This window comes from Pseudomonas sp. Lb2C2, from assembly GCF_052112205.1.
In the GTDB taxonomy this organism is placed as follows: Bacteria; Pseudomonadota; Gammaproteobacteria; order Pseudomonadales; family Pseudomonadaceae; genus Aquipseudomonas; species Aquipseudomonas kilonensis.
In genome coordinates this window covers 307,335-324,453 of record NZ_JAUTYW010000008.1, presented here as the reverse complement: position 1 = coordinate 324,453, position 17,119 = coordinate 307,335, and the positions used below count along the sequence as shown (strand labels likewise).

Sequence of the window (17,119 nt, the reverse complement as noted above, 5' to 3'; positions counted from 1 at the left end):
CCTGATCGCCAGAGCAGTAGCAGGAATGATGCCAGGGTAGAACAAAGGAATCAGAGCGTTGCCAACACCCGCTGCAGGCCGCTCAAGGTCGCCAGCAAGACAGTGCGCTGCTCCCGGCTCAACGGGATATAGCGACGAAAGGCCGGCATGCGATTGACCACTTCGCTACCGCCCATGTGTTCCAGACGCACGCACCACTGGCGTCCTTGCAGATCGATGCGCAGACGTTTGAAATCCAGCGGCATGAGGGCCTGATACAGCACAAGATCCTGCTCCACAGCCGCCTGCAACCGGGCCGCCAGGTCACTGCGCCCGTCCCGCTGCCGGCAGCGAATGCCGCTACGCCGGACAGCCCCGCTGTGGTGCAGTTCCAGGCGCGCCGTGCCCTCTTGAGTAGCAGGCACGCGCAGGACGAACTCGGTCATCACCAGATGCATCAACAACTGCGACTCGGTGCGTTCGACAATCTCCAACTGCAAGCTGCCGTCGTCGGTGGCTGCCGTCGCCGTAGCCGGACCCACCACCTCGAATCGCGCCAGCGCCAGGTTGCGTCGCAAGTGTTCCAGGGTCGCCCCAGGCCGATAGCCGGCCGGGGCGCGCTGGGCGCTGAACAACTCAGACAGTTTTTGCAGCAGGGTCGACAAACTCGCCCGCAGGTTGCCCTGGCTCATGGGAGAACTCCTTGGCCAGCACGTCTTCTACCGACGCTGGCTTGAATGGATTGACCTTCTGCACCACCAGGGTCCAGAACAAAGCGTACGCTGCCGTGCCACCGAGCATCACCGCGAAGGGCACGTAGATGTCTGCCGGATTCATGCCGGGCGGGGTGATGAACCACATGCCCAACACAATGCCGACACTGGACAGGATCTGTGGCAACGGGAACCACGGCGAGCGATAGGCCCGCGGCAGATCGGGGCGACGAATCCGCAGGCTGACCACCGACACGGTCACCAACAGGTAGGCAAAACTCCAGGCGCACACCGCAGCCAATACCAGGTGCATGATGTTGTCGGTATTGCCGCCCAGCCACCACGCATGCAGGCACGGAATCAACATCGCCACCAGGATGCACAGCAACGGCGTCTTGAAGCGTGGGTGCAGATAGGTGAAGACTTTCGGCAGAGCACCGTCCACCGCCATGCCGTAGAGAATCCGCGGTACGCCAGCCATCAGGGTGTTGATGGTCGCCGCACCGGCAAACAGAAAGCCGATCCCCAGCCACATCGGGCCGATATCGCCCATGACCTGTTCGGCGAAGCGTGGAATCGCCATGGGGGTGTCGAGTAGATGCACACCGCTGGTGGCATCGAGCAGCACGTTTTCCACCTGGCGCTTCATCGCCGCACCGTAGATGAACATGCAGGTGGCGACGCTGAACAAGCCCAGCATCATCGCCCGGGGCATGGTCCGCGCGGACTGGCGCAGGTCCGGCGCCAGCGGCGTGACGAATTCGCAGCCGACAAACATGAACATAGCCATGCCCACCAGCGACAGCACCGTGACCAGATCGGTGCCCACCACGGACGCGCCGAACCAGCCCTCCAGCTCCACCGCCGGCGCGGCGATCAGGCCCAGCACGCCGAACACCATCAGGGTGGTCCACATGCCGAACGTCAGGATGATTTCGGCCCGGCCAAAGGCACTGACGCCAAACGCGTTGAGCACGCCAAAGACCACCACGAACCCTACGCCCAGCAACCAGGAGCCGCCTGCCGATTCGGCCAGGGTGTTGAGGTGTTCGAAGTTCACCAGGGCCATGACACCGGCGAGGATGGTCTCGGCGGTGCCGGCGAACACATGGACAATCAGATAGGCCGACAACGTCCCGGTAATCGCGAAGAAGCGGCCCATGCCACAGTTGATGTAGTCATAGACCGAGCCGGTGGTCGGGAGCATCGACGCTGCCTCGGCAAACGTCGTCGCCTGGGCCAGCATCATTACCACGGCGATCAGCATCGCCACGGCAAAGGCGCTGCCGCCAATGCCAAAACCCATGGTCGCGGTGAGAATCACGGGGCTTGCCATGATCAGGCCAATGGTGCTGGCCAACGCGGTGGGAAAGCCCACCGAACCCCGGTTCAAGTGCTCGGTGAGCCTGTCATTGATCGACATGGTGCAGATCCTCGAAAGCGGATTTTTAGTATGGATGCCACAGCCGTCCAGGAACCGGCGATCATGCCTTCCCCAACCAGTCCCTGATCGAAACGGCGTTGCGTGCAGCCTTACTCTGCGCCGCCCCGTCCCGGGCGTCTTGCCCATGTCTGCCGCCGGTTTTGTTGCTGCCTGCCAACACCGCTGCACTGGCGGCCTGAGTCAACTCCATGGCAGGCAGGTGAAAGACTTCCCCGGGTACCACTCCCCTTAATGCGCGCTCTACTGTCCTATAACACTGGGGAATCCACCATGGAGCACACACGTCGTACACCTTTGCTGCGCAACGCCATCGGCCTGGGCATTGCCCTGCTGGTCGCCGATTCATCAGCCCAGGCCTATGAGCTTTACACCGACGAAGACACCACCGTCACCGGCAACTTCCTCGCGGTCTACGGGCTGTTCAACAGCCGCAAGAACTACGACGGCACCGCCGGCGGTTCGAGCTGGCGCGAAGGTTTCATCAAGTATGGCCTGAGTATCGACCAGACACTCGGCGGCCTGGGCAGTGTCTACGGGACGGCCAACCTGGTCAGCTCCGGCACTTGGGGCGATGGCGACGCAGCCGGCTTGAGCGACGGCTCCGAGCGCACCACCAAGTTCGATGAAGCCTTTGCCGGCTGGCGTTCGGGGGACCTGTTCCCGGCGCTGGGCAAGGACGGTGTCGACCTGTCCTACGGCCGCCAGGTGATCACCCTCGGCGACGGTTTCATCATCAACGACGATGGCCTGAACCTGGGCAAAGGCGTGGCCGATGGCGAGCTCAATCGCGGTGGCGCCTATTACCTGGCGGCCCGGCATGCCTTCGACGAGACCGCTGTCGTGCGCCTGGGTGGCAAGGAAGGCGTGCATGGCAGCCTGATGTGGATCAAGTCCGACAACCGCGCCCAAGCCAACACCGAAATGGCCGCTGGCACCCTGGAATACACCGCCGCGCCTGGCACCCTGGGGCTGACCTACATCCACGGCATCAAAGTCGATGACCGCTACGCCAGCGACTTCCAGAAACAGCGCGAAGGCATGGACATCTACAGCCTGCGCGGCGCCGGGAATGCTGGCATCGAGAATGCCCACTTCGCCTTCGAGTATGCCTGGCAGGACAAGGACGCGGGCCCGGAGAAAGCCTGGTACACCGAAGCCGGCTACACCTTCGCCGACCTGCCCTGGACGCCGGACCTGACCTATCGCTACAGTCGCTATTCCAAGGATTGGGACTCGATGTTCAACGGCCAGAACCGCGGCTATGGCACCTGGTTCCAGGGTGAAGTGGCGGGCAACTATGCTGGCCCATTCAACAGCAACACCGCCATCCAGCACGTTGGCCTCAAACTCAAGCCAGCGGAAAACGTGACCATTGGCGCGCTGTTCTTCGACTACCAGACCTTGCACACCCGCGAAGCGCTGAACCTCGATGCACAGGAGCTGGACCTGTACGTGGAATGGGCGGTGAATGAACATCTGATCGTCACGCCGCTGGTGGGCCTGTACAAGCCTGAGAAGGATGCGGACAGCGGTGGCAATCAGGTTGGCGGCAATGGCACCAACGTCTATAGCCAGTTGGTGGTGGCGGTTCCGTTCTGACAGACATCTGTAGGAGCGGCCCCAGGCTGCGATCTTTTCCGCTCCAGATTCAATGGGCCGTAAAAAGATCACAGCCTTCGGCAGCTCCTACTTGTGCTGATGCAACATGGTCTGGATCTGATGGGTCGCCTGCCGGGTGCTCTGCGCCAGCTTGCGCACTTCATCGGCCACCACCGAGAAACCGCGCCCGACATCTCCGGCCCTGGCCGCCTCAATCGCGGCGTTCAAGGCGAGCAGATTGGTCTGGTCGGCAATGCCCTTGATCACCCCCACCACCGTGGCAATCTGGGCGTAGGTCACCTGGTTCTGTTCGAGCATGCGCTGATGGGTGGACTGGGCCGAGCGCTCATCGCTGATATCACGCACCGCACCAATGACTCGCACCAGTAGCCCATGCGAGTCGCGTACCGCCCGACCGCGCTCACGACACCAGATGTAATCCCGAGTCTTGTGGCGCATCCGGTATTCAAAGACGTATTCACCGCTGCCCTGGGAGCCAAGGATTTCCCGGTCGAAAATGGCCATGATCTTGGGCAGGTCGTCCGGGTGGGTGATGCCGACCTGGGCATCCCAGCCATCGGGCAAGTCATCCGGTCCATAACCCAGCAGCGCACGGAACTGGCTGGAAAAGCGCATGCCACTGGCCGGGTGCTGAAGGTCACCGTTGACGACCGTGATATCCCAGCAGCCTTCTGTCAGGGTCGACTGCAGCAGCTCCCATATCTGCGCATCCTGGCGTTGTTGCAGCAGCTGCTGGCTGAGTTCGCCCAGACGTATTTCAAGCACCTGCTCGCGCTCAAGGGTTTGCTCCAATTGCTGGCGAACCTTGTGCAACTCATGCTCGCTTTGCTGCCAGCGCAGGGTTTGCGTCTCCACTTGTGCCTCGACCTGATGCACATGTGCAGTCGCGCTCGCCACCTGCCGTGCATGCTGCTCAAGGACGGTGCGCAGTGGCGGATACGCGTCGAGCAGCGGCGTGTCCTCCGTTTCGCCGGCCAGTACGCGCTGCACCTGTGCGATCAACGCCCGTTTCTGTTTGTTGGTCTGGAGAAACATCGCCTGCCCCTATGCCATCAAGTCGAAACCCGGATCTGATCGCAAACCGGCCAGGCTGGCTTGTCCCTGCCTGCACCGGGCCTTGCTCCTGGCTGCCAACCACCCAGGCTGGCAGCCACAGACATACGGCGCGGCAGGCACAGTCAAGCTGGACGGTCCTGCCGGGATTACCCTCCGGGCTTTCCCATTCGCGATCAGGAAACCCTCATGAGCGATATTGCCCTGCTGCCTCAGGTCGAAACCTTCCTCGGTAGACATCACGCCCTGTTCATCGACGGTGGTTACGTCGAAAGCCAGAGCAGCCAGACGCTGGACGTCGTAAACCCTGCCACCGGCCAAGTCATCGCCCAGGTCAGCGACGCCACTCCCGGCGACATCGATGCGGCGGTGCAATCGTCCCGTCGCGGCTTCAAGCAGTGGTCTCAAACAGCGCCGGCGGTGCGCGGTCATGTGCTGCTCAAGTTGGCGGACCTGCTGGAGCGCAACCGCGAGGAGCTGGCGCAGATCGAAACCTGCCAGTCGGGGAAGATCATCCATATCTCCCGGGCCTTCGAAGTCGATCAGGCCGCTCATTTCCTGCGTTACTACGCTGGCTGGGCGACCAAGCTCAACGGCGAGACGATCACCCCATCACTGCCCTCCTTCGCTGGCGAACGCTACACCGCATTTACCTTGCGCGAACCGGTCGGGGTGGTGGTCGGTATCGTGCCGTGGAATTTCTCCACCATGATCGCCATCTGGAAACTGGCCTCAGCCCTGGTGACCGGTTGCAGCATCATCATCAAGCCCAGCGAGTTCACCCCGCTGACCATCCTGCGCATCGCTGAACTGGCCATCGAGGCCGGCCTTCCAGCCGGTGCCCTGAATGTGTTGACCGGCGGCGGCCTGGTGGGCAAAGGGCTGATCGAACACCCGGGCACCAACAAGGTCTCATTCACCGGTTCCGTGCCCACCGGCCTGGCGGTGGGCCAAGCGGCCATGGGCGCCGGGTTGACCCGTGCAACCTTGGAACTGGGTGGGAAGAATGCGGCGGGGTTCCTGCGCGATATCGATCCCGAGGTGGCGGTCAACGGCATCATCGAGGCGGGCTTTCTGCATTCGGGACAAATCTGCGCTGCCGCGGAACGGTTCTTTGTCCATCGCTCGCAGATCGAGTCGATCATGGACAAACTGGCCCAGCGCCTGAGCAAACTCACCATCGGCTCGCCCCTGGACGAGCGCACCGAATTCGGCCCGGTAACCAACCGTCAGCACCAGCACAAACTCGCGGAATTCTTCGCCAAGGCCCGCGCACAGAACAACACCATCGTCCACGGTGGCAAGCTGATCGATGGGCCGGGTTGCTATGTCGAGCCGACCATCATTCTCGCCAATCGCCGCGACGACAGCCTGCTCAACGAAGAAACCTTCGGCCCGATCGCCACGTTCTTCCCTTACGACACTGAGGAGGAACTGCTGGAGCTGATGAACGACACCCCCTACGGCCTGAGCGCCAGCCTCTGGACCAACGACCTGGGCAAAGCCCTGCGCATGGTCCCCGCCATCGAAGCTGGCACGGTCTGGGTGAACATGCACACCCTGCTCGACCCGGCGGTGCCTTTTGGCGGCAGCAAATCTTCAGGGATAGGCCGTGAATTCGGCAGTGCATTCATCGACGACTACACCGAACTGAAGTCGGTGATGATCCGCTACTGACCTTCAAGGGCTCTGGGACAACCCTCAGAGCCCTACCCAGCAAAAATTCCCCTTGTGTGCGAGCTTGCTCGCGATAGCGGAGGGCCAGTTTGCGGTGATACTGGATGTGCCGATGCCATCGCGAGCAAGCCCGCACACAGGGTTCTGGCATGGTTCTACACCCTATCCATCAGCGCCCCCTGCGCATCCGCCTCGCCCTGCAAAAGCTCGATCACCCAGTCGATAAACACCCGCACCCTGGGCGACAACTGTCGATGGGGCGGGTACACCGCTGAGATCGGCCACGTCGGCACGCTGTAGTTTTCAAGTACCTGAACCAGCCTGCCCTCGGCCAACTGCTGTTGCACATGGTAACGCGGCGCCTGGATCAAGCCGAATCCCGCTTCACAGGCCGTCACATAAGCGTCGGCATTGTTGACGTTCAAGTCACTGGGCAATTGCATTTCGCGCACCCGACCCGCCACCTCGAATTCGAACGGGAAGAACCGCCCATTGCCGGACGCAAAGCCAATGGCCTTGTGCGCCGTCAAATCCTCCAACCGCCCAGGCGTGCCGGCACGGGCCAGATAGCCAGGGCTGGCGCACGTCAGTTGATGCAGGCGCACGATGGGGCGCGCCACCAACGCCTGGTCGACGACATTGCCGGCGCGGATTGCACAATCCACGCCCTCGCGCTGCAGATGGACCTGGCGATCATGGAAGCCAATGTCCAGTTGCAATGCCGGGTAACGACGATAAAAGTCCGCCAGGCGCGGCAGGATCCAGGTGCAGCCAAATGCGATGGGCATGTCCACTTTCAAGGTGCCGCGCGGTTGGCTGCGTTGTGTCGACAACGAACTTTCCAGGTCATCGAGGTCGTCCAGCAACTGGCCGCTGCGCTGGTAATACGCTTGCCCATCCAGCGTTGCGCGCACCTGCCGGGTGGTGCGCTGCAACAGTTGCACGCCCAGATGGGCTTCCAACTGCTGGATCAGCAGGCTGACGGTGGCCCGGGGCAGCCCAAGGTCATCGGCCGCCTTGCCAAAACCACCCAGCTCAACGATGCGCCGGAACACCTGCATGGCCTGTAATCGGTCCAATGTCGCGCCTCACTATTTAGATATCACGAATAGTTAAACCAATAATCGTGGATTTATCCAGGAAACCGCCTGATAGAGACTGCACAGGTCGTTCATTTCCAGGAGCTACCAGCATGAAAACTCGCCAACTCGGCCATCGCGGCCCTCACGTTTCCTCCATCGGCCTGGGCTGCATGGGCATGTCGGATTTCTACACCACGGGCGTGGACGAGCGAGAAGCGATTGCCACGCTCCACCGCGCCGTGGAATTGGGCGTGACGCTGTTCGACACCGCCGACATGTACGGGCCGCATACCAACGAAGAACTGCTCGGACGGGCCCTGCGTGGCAAGCGTGACGGCCTGTACCTGGCGAGCAAGTTCGGCTTGGTGCGCAGCAGCGATCCCCATGCCCGTGGCGTCAATGGCCGTCCCGAATACGTTCGGCAATCTGTCGATGGCAGCCTCAAGCGCCTCGACACCGATTACCTGGACCTCTACTACCAGCATCGCATCGACCCTGAAGTGCCCGTCGAAGAAACCATCGGCGCCATGGCCGAGCTGGTCAAGGCCGGCAAGGTCCGCCACATCGGGATTTCGGAAGCCAGCGCCGAGACCATCCAGCGGGCCCACGCCGTCCATCCCCTGGCAGCGGTACAAAGCGAATACTCGCTGTGGTCCCGTGAGCCTGAACACAATGGCGTGCTCGATACCTGCCAACGCCTGGGCATTGCATTCGTCGCCTACAGTCCCTTGGGCCGGGGCTTTTTGACCGGCGAGCTGAAATCACCGGAGGACTTCGCCGCCGATGACTATCGCCGCTTCAACCCACGCTTCCAGGCCGACAACTTCAATCGCAACCTGGCGCTGGTAGAGCGGGTCAAGGCACTCGCCTTGGACAAGGGCATCAGCGCCTCGCAACTGGCCCTGGCTTGGGTATTGGCCCAGGGTGACCATGTCATTCCGATCCCGGGCACCAAGCAGCGCAAGTACCTGGAGAGCAATGTCGCGGCGGCTTCGGTGGTGTTGGGCGCTGACGAATTGGCCCAGCTGGATGGGATTTTCACCGGCGAAGGCGTGGTGGCGGGCGACCGATACCAGGCGCAGACGATGACGTTGTTGAACGGTTGATATTCAAGCAGCCGCCAGCCCAGCCGATAACCCTATCAGTGATAGCTCCCAGGCCTCGCCGAGACCTGCAAGTTGCGTAGGGTAATGATCAATGGGTTGGCCGCTGAATCGCCTGCTGATGTGGGGCGTCCTGATGTTCCTCGCTGCAAGCGCTTATGCGGCAGAGGCACCGCTGCGCATCGTGACGGAGGAACTGCCGCCCTACAACATGACGCAGAACGGCCGAATGACCGGCATGAGCACCGAGGTGGTCCAGGCCGTGCTCAAGGAGGTCGGCATGGACGCACCTATCCACTCCATGCCCTGGGCCCGGGCCTACGAACTGGCGCTCAATGAAAGCAACGTGTTGATCTACTCGATCGTCCGCACGCCTGCACGTGAACCGCTTTTCCAGTGGGTCGGCAGCATCGGCCCGACGCAGTGGTACATTTACTCGCTGGCGGACCGGCCGGTGAAACTCGACTCGCTGGCCGATGCCCACGGGCACCAGATCGCCACGGTCAATCAGGACGTGGGCGAGCAATACCTGGTCTCGAAGGGCTTTCGCATCGGCGAGGAACTGCAGTCGAGCACCAAGTACGAACACAACTACCGCAAGCTCAAGGTCGATCACGTGGAGCTGTGGATTTCCAACGAGCTCAACGCGCTGTACCTGACGCGCCAGAATGGCGAAGACCCGGACAAATTGCTGATCCGCTCGCTGGCGCTGCCCGAGCTGAGCAGCGCCGACGGCCTGAGCATGGCATTCAGCCGCAAGACGCCGGCCGATACGGTGGCAAAGTTCCGTGCGGGCCTGGAGACCATCCGGCGCAATGGCGTCTACGATGCCATCCTGCGCAAATGGTTGTGACATGGATGCCAATTTCCGTAGGGCCTCCTCCTTGCAACCACAGACCAAGGCGTTCAGCTCCCTAGGGCGCCGCCTGGTACTGGCAACGCTGTTGTTCTGCCTGCTCTTTACCCTGGCGATGGTCACCTGGCGTACCTGGTTGGCCTGGGAAAACAATCTGGCGGAAATGAATTCGGAGCTGGCCCTGATCGACCAGGTGTTCCAGAACACCCTGGCCCATGCCATTTGGGAACTGGACCGTGAATCCCTCGACCAGCAAATCACCAGCGTCGCCATGGCAGCGCCCGTGGGACGCCTGGTGTTGAACATCCTGCGCCCCGGGCAAGCGCCTGAAGTCATCGAACTCAATCGATACCCCGCCGGTCAATCGGGCGTGGTGCCGGTGCTGCGTCGAGAGCTTATCGCGCATCCCTACGCCGGGGCCCATGAAAAAGTCGGCGAGCTGACCATCGAAGGCGACAATAAGCTACTGTGGGAGCGCCTCTGGGGCGAAGCCCGCAGCATCGTCATCACCCAGCTCATCCAGTCCTTGCTGCTGGCTGGGTTGGTCATGACCGTGTTCAATCGCCTGGTGACCGTGCATGTGGTGCATATCGCCCGTCACCTGGGCGAACTGGCGCCGCCAACCCTCAAGCATCACCTCAAGCTGCAACGGGCAGTGCAGCGTCAGGACGAACTGAGCCTGCTCGAATTCCAGGTGAATGCGCTCCAGGACAATCTCCACGCCCATTTGGAGCGCCAGCATTCGGACGAACTGGCCCTTGCCGCCAGCCGCGACCAAATGGCCGAACTGGTCGAGGCCCGCACCGCAGAATTGAAGGCCGCCAACCAGTCACTCGAAGCGCTGTCACGTCACGATGCCTTGACGGGCCTGGCCAACCGCCGCTATTTCGACGAGTTGAAAGACATCGAGTTTCGTCGGGCGATCCGCCACAAGACCCCGCTGGCGGTGCTCATGTGCGATGTCGATTTCTTCAAGATCTACAACGACACCTACGGCCACATGCAGGGCGACTTGTGCTTGAAAGAGATCGCCGAGACCTTGCGCAGCGTGTTCGGCCGCTCTGGCGAACTGACCGCGCGCGTAGGCGGCGAAGAGTTCGTGGTGGTCCTGCCCAACATCGACGCCGCCCAGGCCTGCGAGGCCGCCCAACGTTTCCGTACAAGCCTGGCCGAACGTGAACTGCCCCACAGCGGTTCCAAGGTATCGCCGTTTGTCACCGTGAGCATCGGCGTCGCCGAGTTGGACCCGGAGACCATGGACCATTTCGATCAACTGCTGCAACGCGCCGACCAGGCGTTGTACCGAGCCAAACACCAGGGACGCGATTGCGTCGCTCTGTAAAAACCATCGCGTGCCATGAGGTCTGTATATGCATTATCGCCTGATACTCTGCTCGTGTTTGCTCCTCACCTCGATCAGCCTGCAAAGCCATGCCGAGACGATCGAAGTCGTGACCGAAGACTCCCTCTACGCCTACCAGCGTGACGACAAGGTCATCGGGCCGGGCAGTCGAATCGCCGAAGAAACCCTGAAAAGCGCGCAGCTCACCGACTACAGCCTGTCGCTGTACCCGTGGGCCCGGGCCTACGAAAAAGCCCTGCACGAACCTAACGTGCTGATCTTCCCGTTGGACCGCACCCCGGCCCGCGAGCAACTGTTCAAATGGGTGGGTGAAATACATCGGGTGGCGAGCCGGCTCTATAAGCTGCGTGACAATAAAGACATAGCCGTCAACAACCTCGAGGAGGCCAAGCAGTACAGCATCGGCGTGGTGCGAAACGACGCCAAGCAGATTTACCTGCAACAGCGTGGGTTTACCCGGCTGGTCATCTCGGCCAACAACCACGACAACTTTCAAAAACTGCTGAATCGCCAGATCCAGTTGCTGCCGATGCCGGAGAACACCGCGCGCCTGATGAGCAAAGATGCCCAAGTGGATTTCACTTCGCTGGAAGAGGTCTATACCCTCGACGAGCAACCCCACAGGGTCCACCTGGCCTTCAGCCTGAGCACGCCGGATGAAGTCGTCGCCAAGGCCCAGCGCGCTTTCGAGCAGCTCAAGGCTTCCGGTGAAGTGGCGCGGATCATGAACGAACAGCGGTAGACTCTGGGGGATCACACCACAAGCAAACGATGAGGTATGTCCCGATGAGTAAAGCGTCCTACGTTCCGCCCAAGGTCTGGAAAAACGACGCCCCGTCTGGCGGCCAGTTCGCCAGCATCAACCGCCCTATCGCCGGGCCGACCCATGAAAAAACCTTGCCGATTGGTAAACACCCGCTGCAGCTCTACTCCCTGGCCACGCCCAATGGCGTGAAGGTGACCATCCTGCTGGAGGAACTGCTGGCGCTGGGTCATACGGGCGCGGAATACGACGCCTGGCTGATCCGCATCAGCGAAGGCGACCAGTTCTCCAGCGGTTTTGTCGAGATAAACCCCAACTCCAAGATCCCGGCCCTGCTGGATCGCAGCGTGGAGCCCGGCATCCGGGTCTTCGAGTCCGGTTCGATCCTGCTGTACCTGGCGGAAAAATTCGGCGCCTTCCTGCCCACCGACCTGGCAGGTCGTACCGAAACATTGAACTGGCTGTTCTGGCAGATGGGCTCCGCCCCGTACCTGGGCGGTGGCTTCGGGCATTTCTACGCCTATGCGCCGGAGAAACTCGAATACCCGATCAATCGCTTCACCATGGAAGCCAAGCGTCAACTCGACGTCCTGGACCGCCGTCTTGGCGAAAGCCAATACCTGGCAGGCGATGACTACACCATCGCCGACATCGCGGTCTGGCCCTGGTATGGCCAACTGGTGCGCAACAACGTGTACGGCGCCGCCGAATTCCTGAGTGCCCACGAATACACCCATGTGCAGCGCTGGGCAGAAGAAATTGCCAAGCGCCCCGCCGTCCAGCGCGGACAGCGGGTCAACCGTACCTGGGGTGACGAAGCGAGCCAGGTGCCGGAGCGGCATGAGGCTGGGGATTTGGGCTGAGGGCGGATCGCACGTCGGATCGGTGGTAAACCCCTGTTTTTCGACCAGCACAGCCCCCTGTGGGAGCGAGCTTGCTCGCGATGGCGGTGGATCAGTTGGCATTGACGCTGGATGTGCCGACGTCATCGCGAGCAAGCTCGCTCCCACAGTTTGTTATCCGGTGTTCAGCGGCTGGCTTCCAGCTTGTACCCATCACCCGCCGACGCCGGAGTCGTTTCATTGGCCAGTGCAAAAACACACTCGTCCAGATAAGGCCTGACGTCCGCCCATTTCTTGCGATCGGCGATAAACCCTCTCAGCTTCTTGCCAGCATCCACGACATCCGGTTCATGGGCCATCAGCATGATCCTGGCGACTGAACTGGCGTCATTGGCCTTGTGCTTGGCATGATCCTGCCGGGCGTAAGAGTGAAACTCCTCGATTCGCCCCAACACAGCCTCGGCACCGCCCATGCACTTGTCGCCCAGTACCTCTTCGCGCCGCTGCGCATGCCCACCGGCAAAGCTGTCCTGGACAAGGTGAAGCAAACTGCCAAACGCCACTTGATTCACATTCGCCCGCAACCATGGACGCCCGACCGCAAAGAGATCCTGCACCGTCTGGCCGTTATTGAAATGCTGCTCCCAGCCTTCGATCTTGATGTCTCTCAAATAGGTATTGATCGGGTAAGTCCCATCGGCGACACCCCAAGAGAACTCGGCCCACATCATGATTTCACGCTTGGTCTGTTTTGGCGCGGCGCCCTCTTGGGAAGCCATGGAGTGCAAGAACTGTAGGTCGCCGAAATGCGAACGAGAGATGTAGTTTCCCGCGCCCATGAACGCCATCGGATCAGAAGCACTTTTGCTCTCGGCTTTCTCGAAGAGATTTACCCAGCACCGCGTCTGCGAGATAAAACCAACCGAATAACGCCCATCGCAGCCCTTGGTCTTGGCATCTTCAGCGCCTGGCATGAACACCGGATCATCGTTCCAGCGAACCCCGGCAATGATGTAGGCGCCGGCATTCTCCAGATTGGGATTGCTGCAATCCTGCCAATCCCCGTCGCACCCATAGATCTTCTGCGTCAGCGCCTCATGGGCAGGGTCGGAAAAATTATGCAGCGCAAAACTGGCGAAAGGCACCGTCGCCTTGTAGGAAACCCCATATTTTTTAGCCATCTCCCGCTCAGCCACGGTGCCATTCGGCGAGAGCTGAAAAGCGTTGGCCTGGCCGATACAACCCAACAAGACACCCCAGGCCACTCCGGACACGGCTTTGTATTTATTCATGGGTCGTCTCTGCAAAGGGCGATGATGAGCAGGTTCTCGTCTCGCGCCTGGGGTTGTGGTGGGCGTGGTAAATGGCAAGACGCCATCGTCGATAGCATAGCGGGTGTCGCTTTGCCGTCCAGGCGTCATAGAGCTGATTTTTTCATCGGGGAAGTGGAGACGGGACTGAAAGTGGAGACTGGGTATGTTTTCCAACTAAGGCAGTGAGCGCTTTCCCTGCCCCCCGCAGAAAACGTACTCCCCCCGTTGTTCAATTTGGCCAACTGCCTGGGTACTGGTCATCTGCGTACTGCGAGTATTCCAAGTAAACTTACATGGAATTTTTATAGTGATTTTCCACCTTTAAAACAGCGTCAAGCAAATCCCCACCCTCCGCCCACTCGCCAATTCCGTGACTCAATCCAAGACTCGTCCCCTGAGAAAAATCACCGCTTGATGGCCTCGGAAGCCCGCCAGAAAGTGCCAACTTTCGAAAACCTTTGAGGTTCTTCACCGTTACTTCAGCCGCCTGGATGATAAAGGGGTCTCGACTGTCGATTTTCATTTTTTTTGCAATAAAAATTGCGACATCAAGCAGTTGCACAAACTCTTCTACAACAGCATCAACAGCGACCATTTACATTAACTCCAAATCTTCCAATGACCCAACGGGCTCAAGGCCTTTGAAACGACACCGAACGCCAAATCTGCTTGACACTACGTTACTGCGTGAACGCCGGCTAGAAGCTTTCTCGTTAACTATTGAGCTTCTCGTCACGATATAGCTGACCGTCAACACGCCCAAGCCACATAGCAGACTGCCATCACCCAACCCATAGTAACGAAAACTATTGAAGGGGTGCAACAGAATGTCCTTTCAGCCCACTCCTCAAGGCGCTCTTGAGCAAAGACAAGTAATTTACAGTGCCTTGCTCTGTTCATTAATCACACTGCGTGAATCTTACTGAAGCCCAGTTACTTCCTGTGGAAAAGCGGGGAGTTCTCTATAACGTTGTATTTATTCATGAGTCGTCGCTACATAAGGCTATGCGAATAAATTTGCGTCTAGGGGGCAGTGACTGTTTTTTCATCGAGCGCACCGGGGACCTATACGAAAGTCGCTGATCTACAGACGGAGTAAACCCCAACCAAAAGACCCTGTGGACTACCCCCGGAAATAGCACAAGCTCGCGTCCATACAACCCCTCCAGCCGTGACCGCTACAGAAAAAGAACTCTGCACGCATACCTCGTACGCGTCACGTCGCGCTCAACCGAGTCCAGCCATGAACCTACTGAACCTCTTCAACACAGCCCGAGCCCGCACTCAAGGGGCTGTCAGCGTGGCCTGCACCTCTGCTGAGCTGGACCAGGCGTTGGCCGACGCACGTATCACCCCAGTGCTGATCACCGGATTCGTCTCCCCTCACCTGGACATCGACCAGGTCGCCGCCAAGGTCAAGAAGCGCTTCGCCCACAGCGCCATCAGCCTGTGCACGACGTCGGGTGAGTTGTGCAACGGTGCGAACACGCTGTATTGCCAGACCGGCGAGACCTGGGATCGGGTGGTGCTGCAGCTGTTTGACGCCAGTGTGATTGTGTCGGCCGAGGTGGTGATGGTGCCGCTGGAGTGCGAGGACATTCGCGGTGGCGGCAAGCGCCTGGCCATGCGTGAGCGAATCGCCAGGTTGGTGACTAACATCAAGCAGGCGCAAGTGAGCACGCCCATTGACCACCGCGATACCTTGGCCTATGTGGTGTTCGATGGTCTTTCGGCTTCCGAGTCGTTCTTTATGGAGGCGCTCTATGAGTCGGGGCGTTTCCCTTGCCTGTTCGTTGGCGGATCGGCCGGAGGCAAGACGGATTTCAAAAAAACCCTGATCAGTGACGGGCAGCGCAGTTATCAGAATCATGCGCAGATTGTCTTCCTGAAAACCGCGGCGGATGTGCGCTTCGGGGTGTTCAAGAGCCAGAACTTCCAACCTGCCGGGCTGACGTTCAGCGTGCTGACCGCGTCGGTCGAAGACCGCACCATCGACCAGGTCATCGACAGCCGGGGGAACATCAAGAGCATGGTCCAGGCACTGTGCGATGCATTCGAGTGCAGTGCGCAGGCGCTGGAAAAGAAGCTGGCCGATTATTCATTCGCCATCCGTGTGGGCGATGAGCTGTTCGTACGCTCCATTGCCCGCATCGACTATCAGCAGCAGATCATCCAGCTGTTCTGCGACGTGGCGCCCGGCGAAGAGCTGGTGATGGTCAAGCGCACGCCCCTTCGCGAGGCGACCCGACTCGACTACGAGAAATTCCTCAAGGGCAAGGGCGGTCGTCCGGTGGCCGCTATTCTCAACGATTGCATCCTGCGGCGGCTCAACAACAGCAGCGACCTGGGTAGCATGGCCGGTATTTTCGGGGATGTGCCTCTGGCCGGCTTCTCGACGTTTGGTGAAATCCTCGGTTTGAACCTTAACCAGACACTCACGGCGATTTTCTTCTTCAGAGTCACCAAGGGCGCCCAATTTGTCGATGAGTACGTCGATAACTTCATCGCCCACTATGGCGAGTTCAAGGCGTTTTTTCTGCGCCGCCAGATCAAGAAACTGGCAGGCCTGAACCATGTCGTGGTCAAGCAGATCATGGCGTTCAAGATGAATGATTTCAGCAGCGCCCTGGACACTCGCGGCCTGGATAACACCATCCTGCCGGTGTTCGACGGTCTGACCGATCTGGGCCAGGTATTGGCCCAGGCCAGCCAGCACCAAGCGCTGATGGCGACGCAAATCAAGCACTACTCAGGTGAGCTACACCTGTCGATGGATGACCTGACGGGCACGATCGACCGGCAAAACAGCGTCGCCGAGCAGGCCGGCACGACCGTCGAACAGCTCGCCACGCAAGCGGGTGAAGCGGTGGTCGGCGCCCGTGCGCTCGCCAGTTCGAGCCTGCGTATTCAGTCGATCGTGCAGGTCATCCAGCAAATCGCCGGACAGACCAACCTGTTGGCCCTCAACGCCGCCATCGAAGCAGCGCGTGCCGGTGAGATGGGCAGAGGGTTTGCGGTGGTGGCTGATGAGGTCCGCAAGCTCGCGGAAATCACCCGCAAGAATGCTGCGGAAATCGGCGTGGACATTGACCTGCTCTCGACGGAGATCCAAGGCGTCGCCCAACAGATCGAAGACCAGTCCGTCGCCGTCAGCGCCCTGCGCGAGATGCTCGATGCCCTGGAAGACTCCAGCCGCACCACCGAAGGCACCGCGCAACGCACCAAGGCCATCGCGGACACCTTGACGGGGCTGACTCACGCCAGTGCTTGAGTAACTGCCACAGGGTTTTGTATTGAGTCCGAATGCTGTG

At 60.3% G+C, this 17,119-nt stretch carries 13 protein-coding genes and 3 pseudogenes; 9 read left to right on the top strand and 7 right to left on the bottom strand.

What is annotated here, in order from left to right; genetic code table 11:
• Window positions 1-50: 50 nt before the first annotated feature.
• Both Q7F16_RS24455 and Q7F16_RS24450 read right to left on the bottom strand, forming a co-directional pair.
• Window positions 51-671: a DUF3156 family protein gene (locus Q7F16_RS24455; protein ID WP_409556638.1), complete on the bottom strand. Its 621-nt coding sequence runs from the start codon at window positions 669-671 to the stop codon at window positions 51-53.
• A complete protein-coding gene (locus Q7F16_RS24450) occupies window positions 616-2,115 on the bottom strand; it encodes an APC family permease (protein WP_046065480.1) in 1,500 nt (499 codons plus the stop codon). The genes Q7F16_RS24455 and Q7F16_RS24450 overlap by 56 nt, the downstream gene beginning before the upstream one ends.
• A gap of 291 nt (window positions 2,116-2,406) precedes the next feature.
• Here Q7F16_RS24450 and Q7F16_RS24445 point away from each other — a divergent pair, with 291 nt between their 5' ends.
• Window positions 2,407-3,735 carry an alginate export family protein gene (locus tag Q7F16_RS24445; RefSeq protein ID WP_079304056.1) on the top strand — a complete coding sequence of 443 codons (1,329 nt, stop codon included), beginning with the start codon at window positions 2,407-2,409 and terminating at the stop codon, window positions 3,733-3,735.
• A gap of 96 nt (window positions 3,736-3,831) precedes the next feature.
• Here Q7F16_RS24445 and Q7F16_RS24440 read toward each other — a convergent pair.
• Together Q7F16_RS24440 and Q7F16_RS24435 are read right to left on the bottom strand one after the other, a co-directional pair.
• A pseudogene (locus Q7F16_RS24440) lies at window positions 3,832-4,101 on the bottom strand (methyl-accepting chemotaxis protein); the annotation flags it as partial.
• Window positions 4,096-4,371: pseudogene (locus Q7F16_RS24435) on the bottom strand (PAS domain-containing protein); the annotation flags it as partial. The pseudogenes Q7F16_RS24440 and Q7F16_RS24435, both read right to left, overlap by 6 nt.
• Before the next feature lie 627 nt (window positions 4,372-4,998).
• On the opposite strand from Q7F16_RS24435, the gene Q7F16_RS24430 reads away from it, so the two are divergent.
• Entirely contained in the window at window positions 4,999-6,486 is a 1,488-nt protein-coding gene (locus Q7F16_RS24430; RefSeq protein WP_046065483.1) for an aldehyde dehydrogenase family protein, read from the top strand.
• Between the two features lie 155 nt (window positions 6,487-6,641).
• Here Q7F16_RS24430 and Q7F16_RS24425 read toward each other — a convergent pair whose 3' ends face one another.
• Window positions 6,642-7,565: a LysR family transcriptional regulator gene (locus Q7F16_RS24425; RefSeq protein WP_409556637.1), complete on the bottom strand. Its 924-nt coding sequence runs from the start codon at window positions 7,563-7,565 to the stop codon at window positions 6,642-6,644.
• Window positions 7,566-7,678: 113 nt separating this feature from the next.
• Here Q7F16_RS24425 and Q7F16_RS24420 point away from each other — a divergent pair, with 113 nt between their 5' ends.
• From Q7F16_RS24420 to yghU, 5 genes are all read left to right on the top strand, one after another.
• Window positions 7,679-8,674, top strand: coding sequence for an aldo/keto reductase (locus tag Q7F16_RS24420; RefSeq protein WP_409556636.1), 996 nt, complete (start codon window positions 7,679-7,681; stop codon window positions 8,672-8,674).
• 91 nt (window positions 8,675-8,765) lie between these two features.
• On the top strand, window positions 8,766-9,524 hold the full coding sequence (locus Q7F16_RS24415) for a substrate-binding periplasmic protein (protein WP_204128170.1): 759 nt from the start codon (window positions 8,766-8,768) through the stop codon (window positions 9,522-9,524).
• Between the two features lies 1 nt (window position 9,525).
• Window positions 9,526-10,869, top strand: coding sequence for a diguanylate cyclase domain-containing protein (locus Q7F16_RS24410; protein WP_409556635.1), 1,344 nt, complete (start codon window positions 9,526-9,528; stop codon window positions 10,867-10,869).
• 28 nt (window positions 10,870-10,897) lie between these two features.
• Complete coding sequence (locus tag Q7F16_RS24405) at window positions 10,898-11,632, top strand: substrate-binding periplasmic protein (protein ID WP_204128172.1); 735 nt, start codon at window positions 10,898-10,900, stop codon at window positions 11,630-11,632.
• 44 nt (window positions 11,633-11,676) lie between these two features.
• Window positions 11,677-12,516, top strand: coding sequence for a glutathione-dependent disulfide-bond oxidoreductase (gene yghU, locus Q7F16_RS24400; protein ID WP_409556634.1), 840 nt, complete (start codon window positions 11,677-11,679; stop codon window positions 12,514-12,516).
• Window positions 12,517-12,680: 164 nt separating this feature from the next.
• Here yghU and Q7F16_RS24395 read toward each other — a convergent pair whose 3' ends face one another.
• Both Q7F16_RS24395 and Q7F16_RS24390 read right to left on the bottom strand, forming a co-directional pair.
• Window positions 12,681-13,787: a hypothetical protein gene (locus tag Q7F16_RS24395; protein WP_046065490.1), complete on the bottom strand. Its 1,107-nt coding sequence runs from the start codon at window positions 13,785-13,787 to the stop codon at window positions 12,681-12,683.
• Window positions 13,788-14,097: 310 nt separating this feature from the next.
• Window positions 14,098-14,403, bottom strand: coding sequence for a hypothetical protein (locus tag Q7F16_RS24390; RefSeq protein WP_046065491.1), 306 nt, complete (start codon window positions 14,401-14,403; stop codon window positions 14,098-14,100).
• A gap of 648 nt (window positions 14,404-15,051) precedes the next feature.
• Here Q7F16_RS24390 and Q7F16_RS24385 point away from each other — a divergent pair.
• Window positions 15,052-16,206, top strand: a pseudogene (locus Q7F16_RS24385) (FIST signal transduction protein); the annotation flags it as partial.
• A gap of 195 nt (window positions 16,207-16,401) precedes the next feature.
• Complete coding sequence (locus tag Q7F16_RS24380) at window positions 16,402-17,079, top strand: methyl-accepting chemotaxis protein (RefSeq protein WP_373419647.1); 678 nt, start codon at window positions 16,402-16,404, stop codon at window positions 17,077-17,079.
• The last annotated feature ends 40 nt before the right edge of the window (window positions 17,080-17,119 follow it).

Coding starts and splice junctions, on each gene's coding strand:
- Q7F16_RS24455 (WP_409556638.1), bottom strand. CDS start 671: ATGAGCCAGGGCAACCTGCGGGCGAGTTTGTCGACCCTGCTGCAAAAA.
- Q7F16_RS24450 (WP_046065480.1), bottom strand. CDS start 2,115: ATGTCGATCAATGACAGGCTCACCGAGCACTTGAACCGGGGTTCGGTG.
- Q7F16_RS24445 (WP_079304056.1), top strand. CDS start 2,407: ATGGAGCACACACGTCGTACACCTTTGCTGCGCAACGCCATCGGCCTG.
- Q7F16_RS24430 (WP_046065483.1), top strand. CDS start 4,999: ATGAGCGATATTGCCCTGCTGCCTCAGGTCGAAACCTTCCTCGGTAGA.
- Q7F16_RS24420 (WP_409556636.1), top strand. CDS start 7,679: ATGAAAACTCGCCAACTCGGCCATCGCGGCCCTCACGTTTCCTCCATC.
- Q7F16_RS24415 (WP_204128170.1), top strand. CDS start 8,766: ATGGGTTGGCCGCTGAATCGCCTGCTGATGTGGGGCGTCCTGATGTTC.
- Q7F16_RS24410 (WP_409556635.1), top strand. CDS start 9,526: ATGGATGCCAATTTCCGTAGGGCCTCCTCCTTGCAACCACAGACCAAG.
- Q7F16_RS24405 (WP_204128172.1), top strand. CDS start 10,898: ATGCATTATCGCCTGATACTCTGCTCGTGTTTGCTCCTCACCTCGATC.
- yghU (WP_409556634.1), top strand. CDS start 11,677: ATGAGTAAAGCGTCCTACGTTCCGCCCAAGGTCTGGAAAAACGACGCC.
- Q7F16_RS24395 (WP_046065490.1), bottom strand. CDS start 13,787: ATGAATAAATACAAAGCCGTGTCCGGAGTGGCCTGGGGTGTCTTGTTG.
- Q7F16_RS24390 (WP_046065491.1), bottom strand. CDS start 14,403: ATGGTCGCTGTTGATGCTGTTGTAGAAGAGTTTGTGCAACTGCTTGAT.
- Q7F16_RS24380 (WP_373419647.1), top strand. CDS start 16,402: ATGGCGTTCAAGATGAATGATTTCAGCAGCGCCCTGGACACTCGCGGC.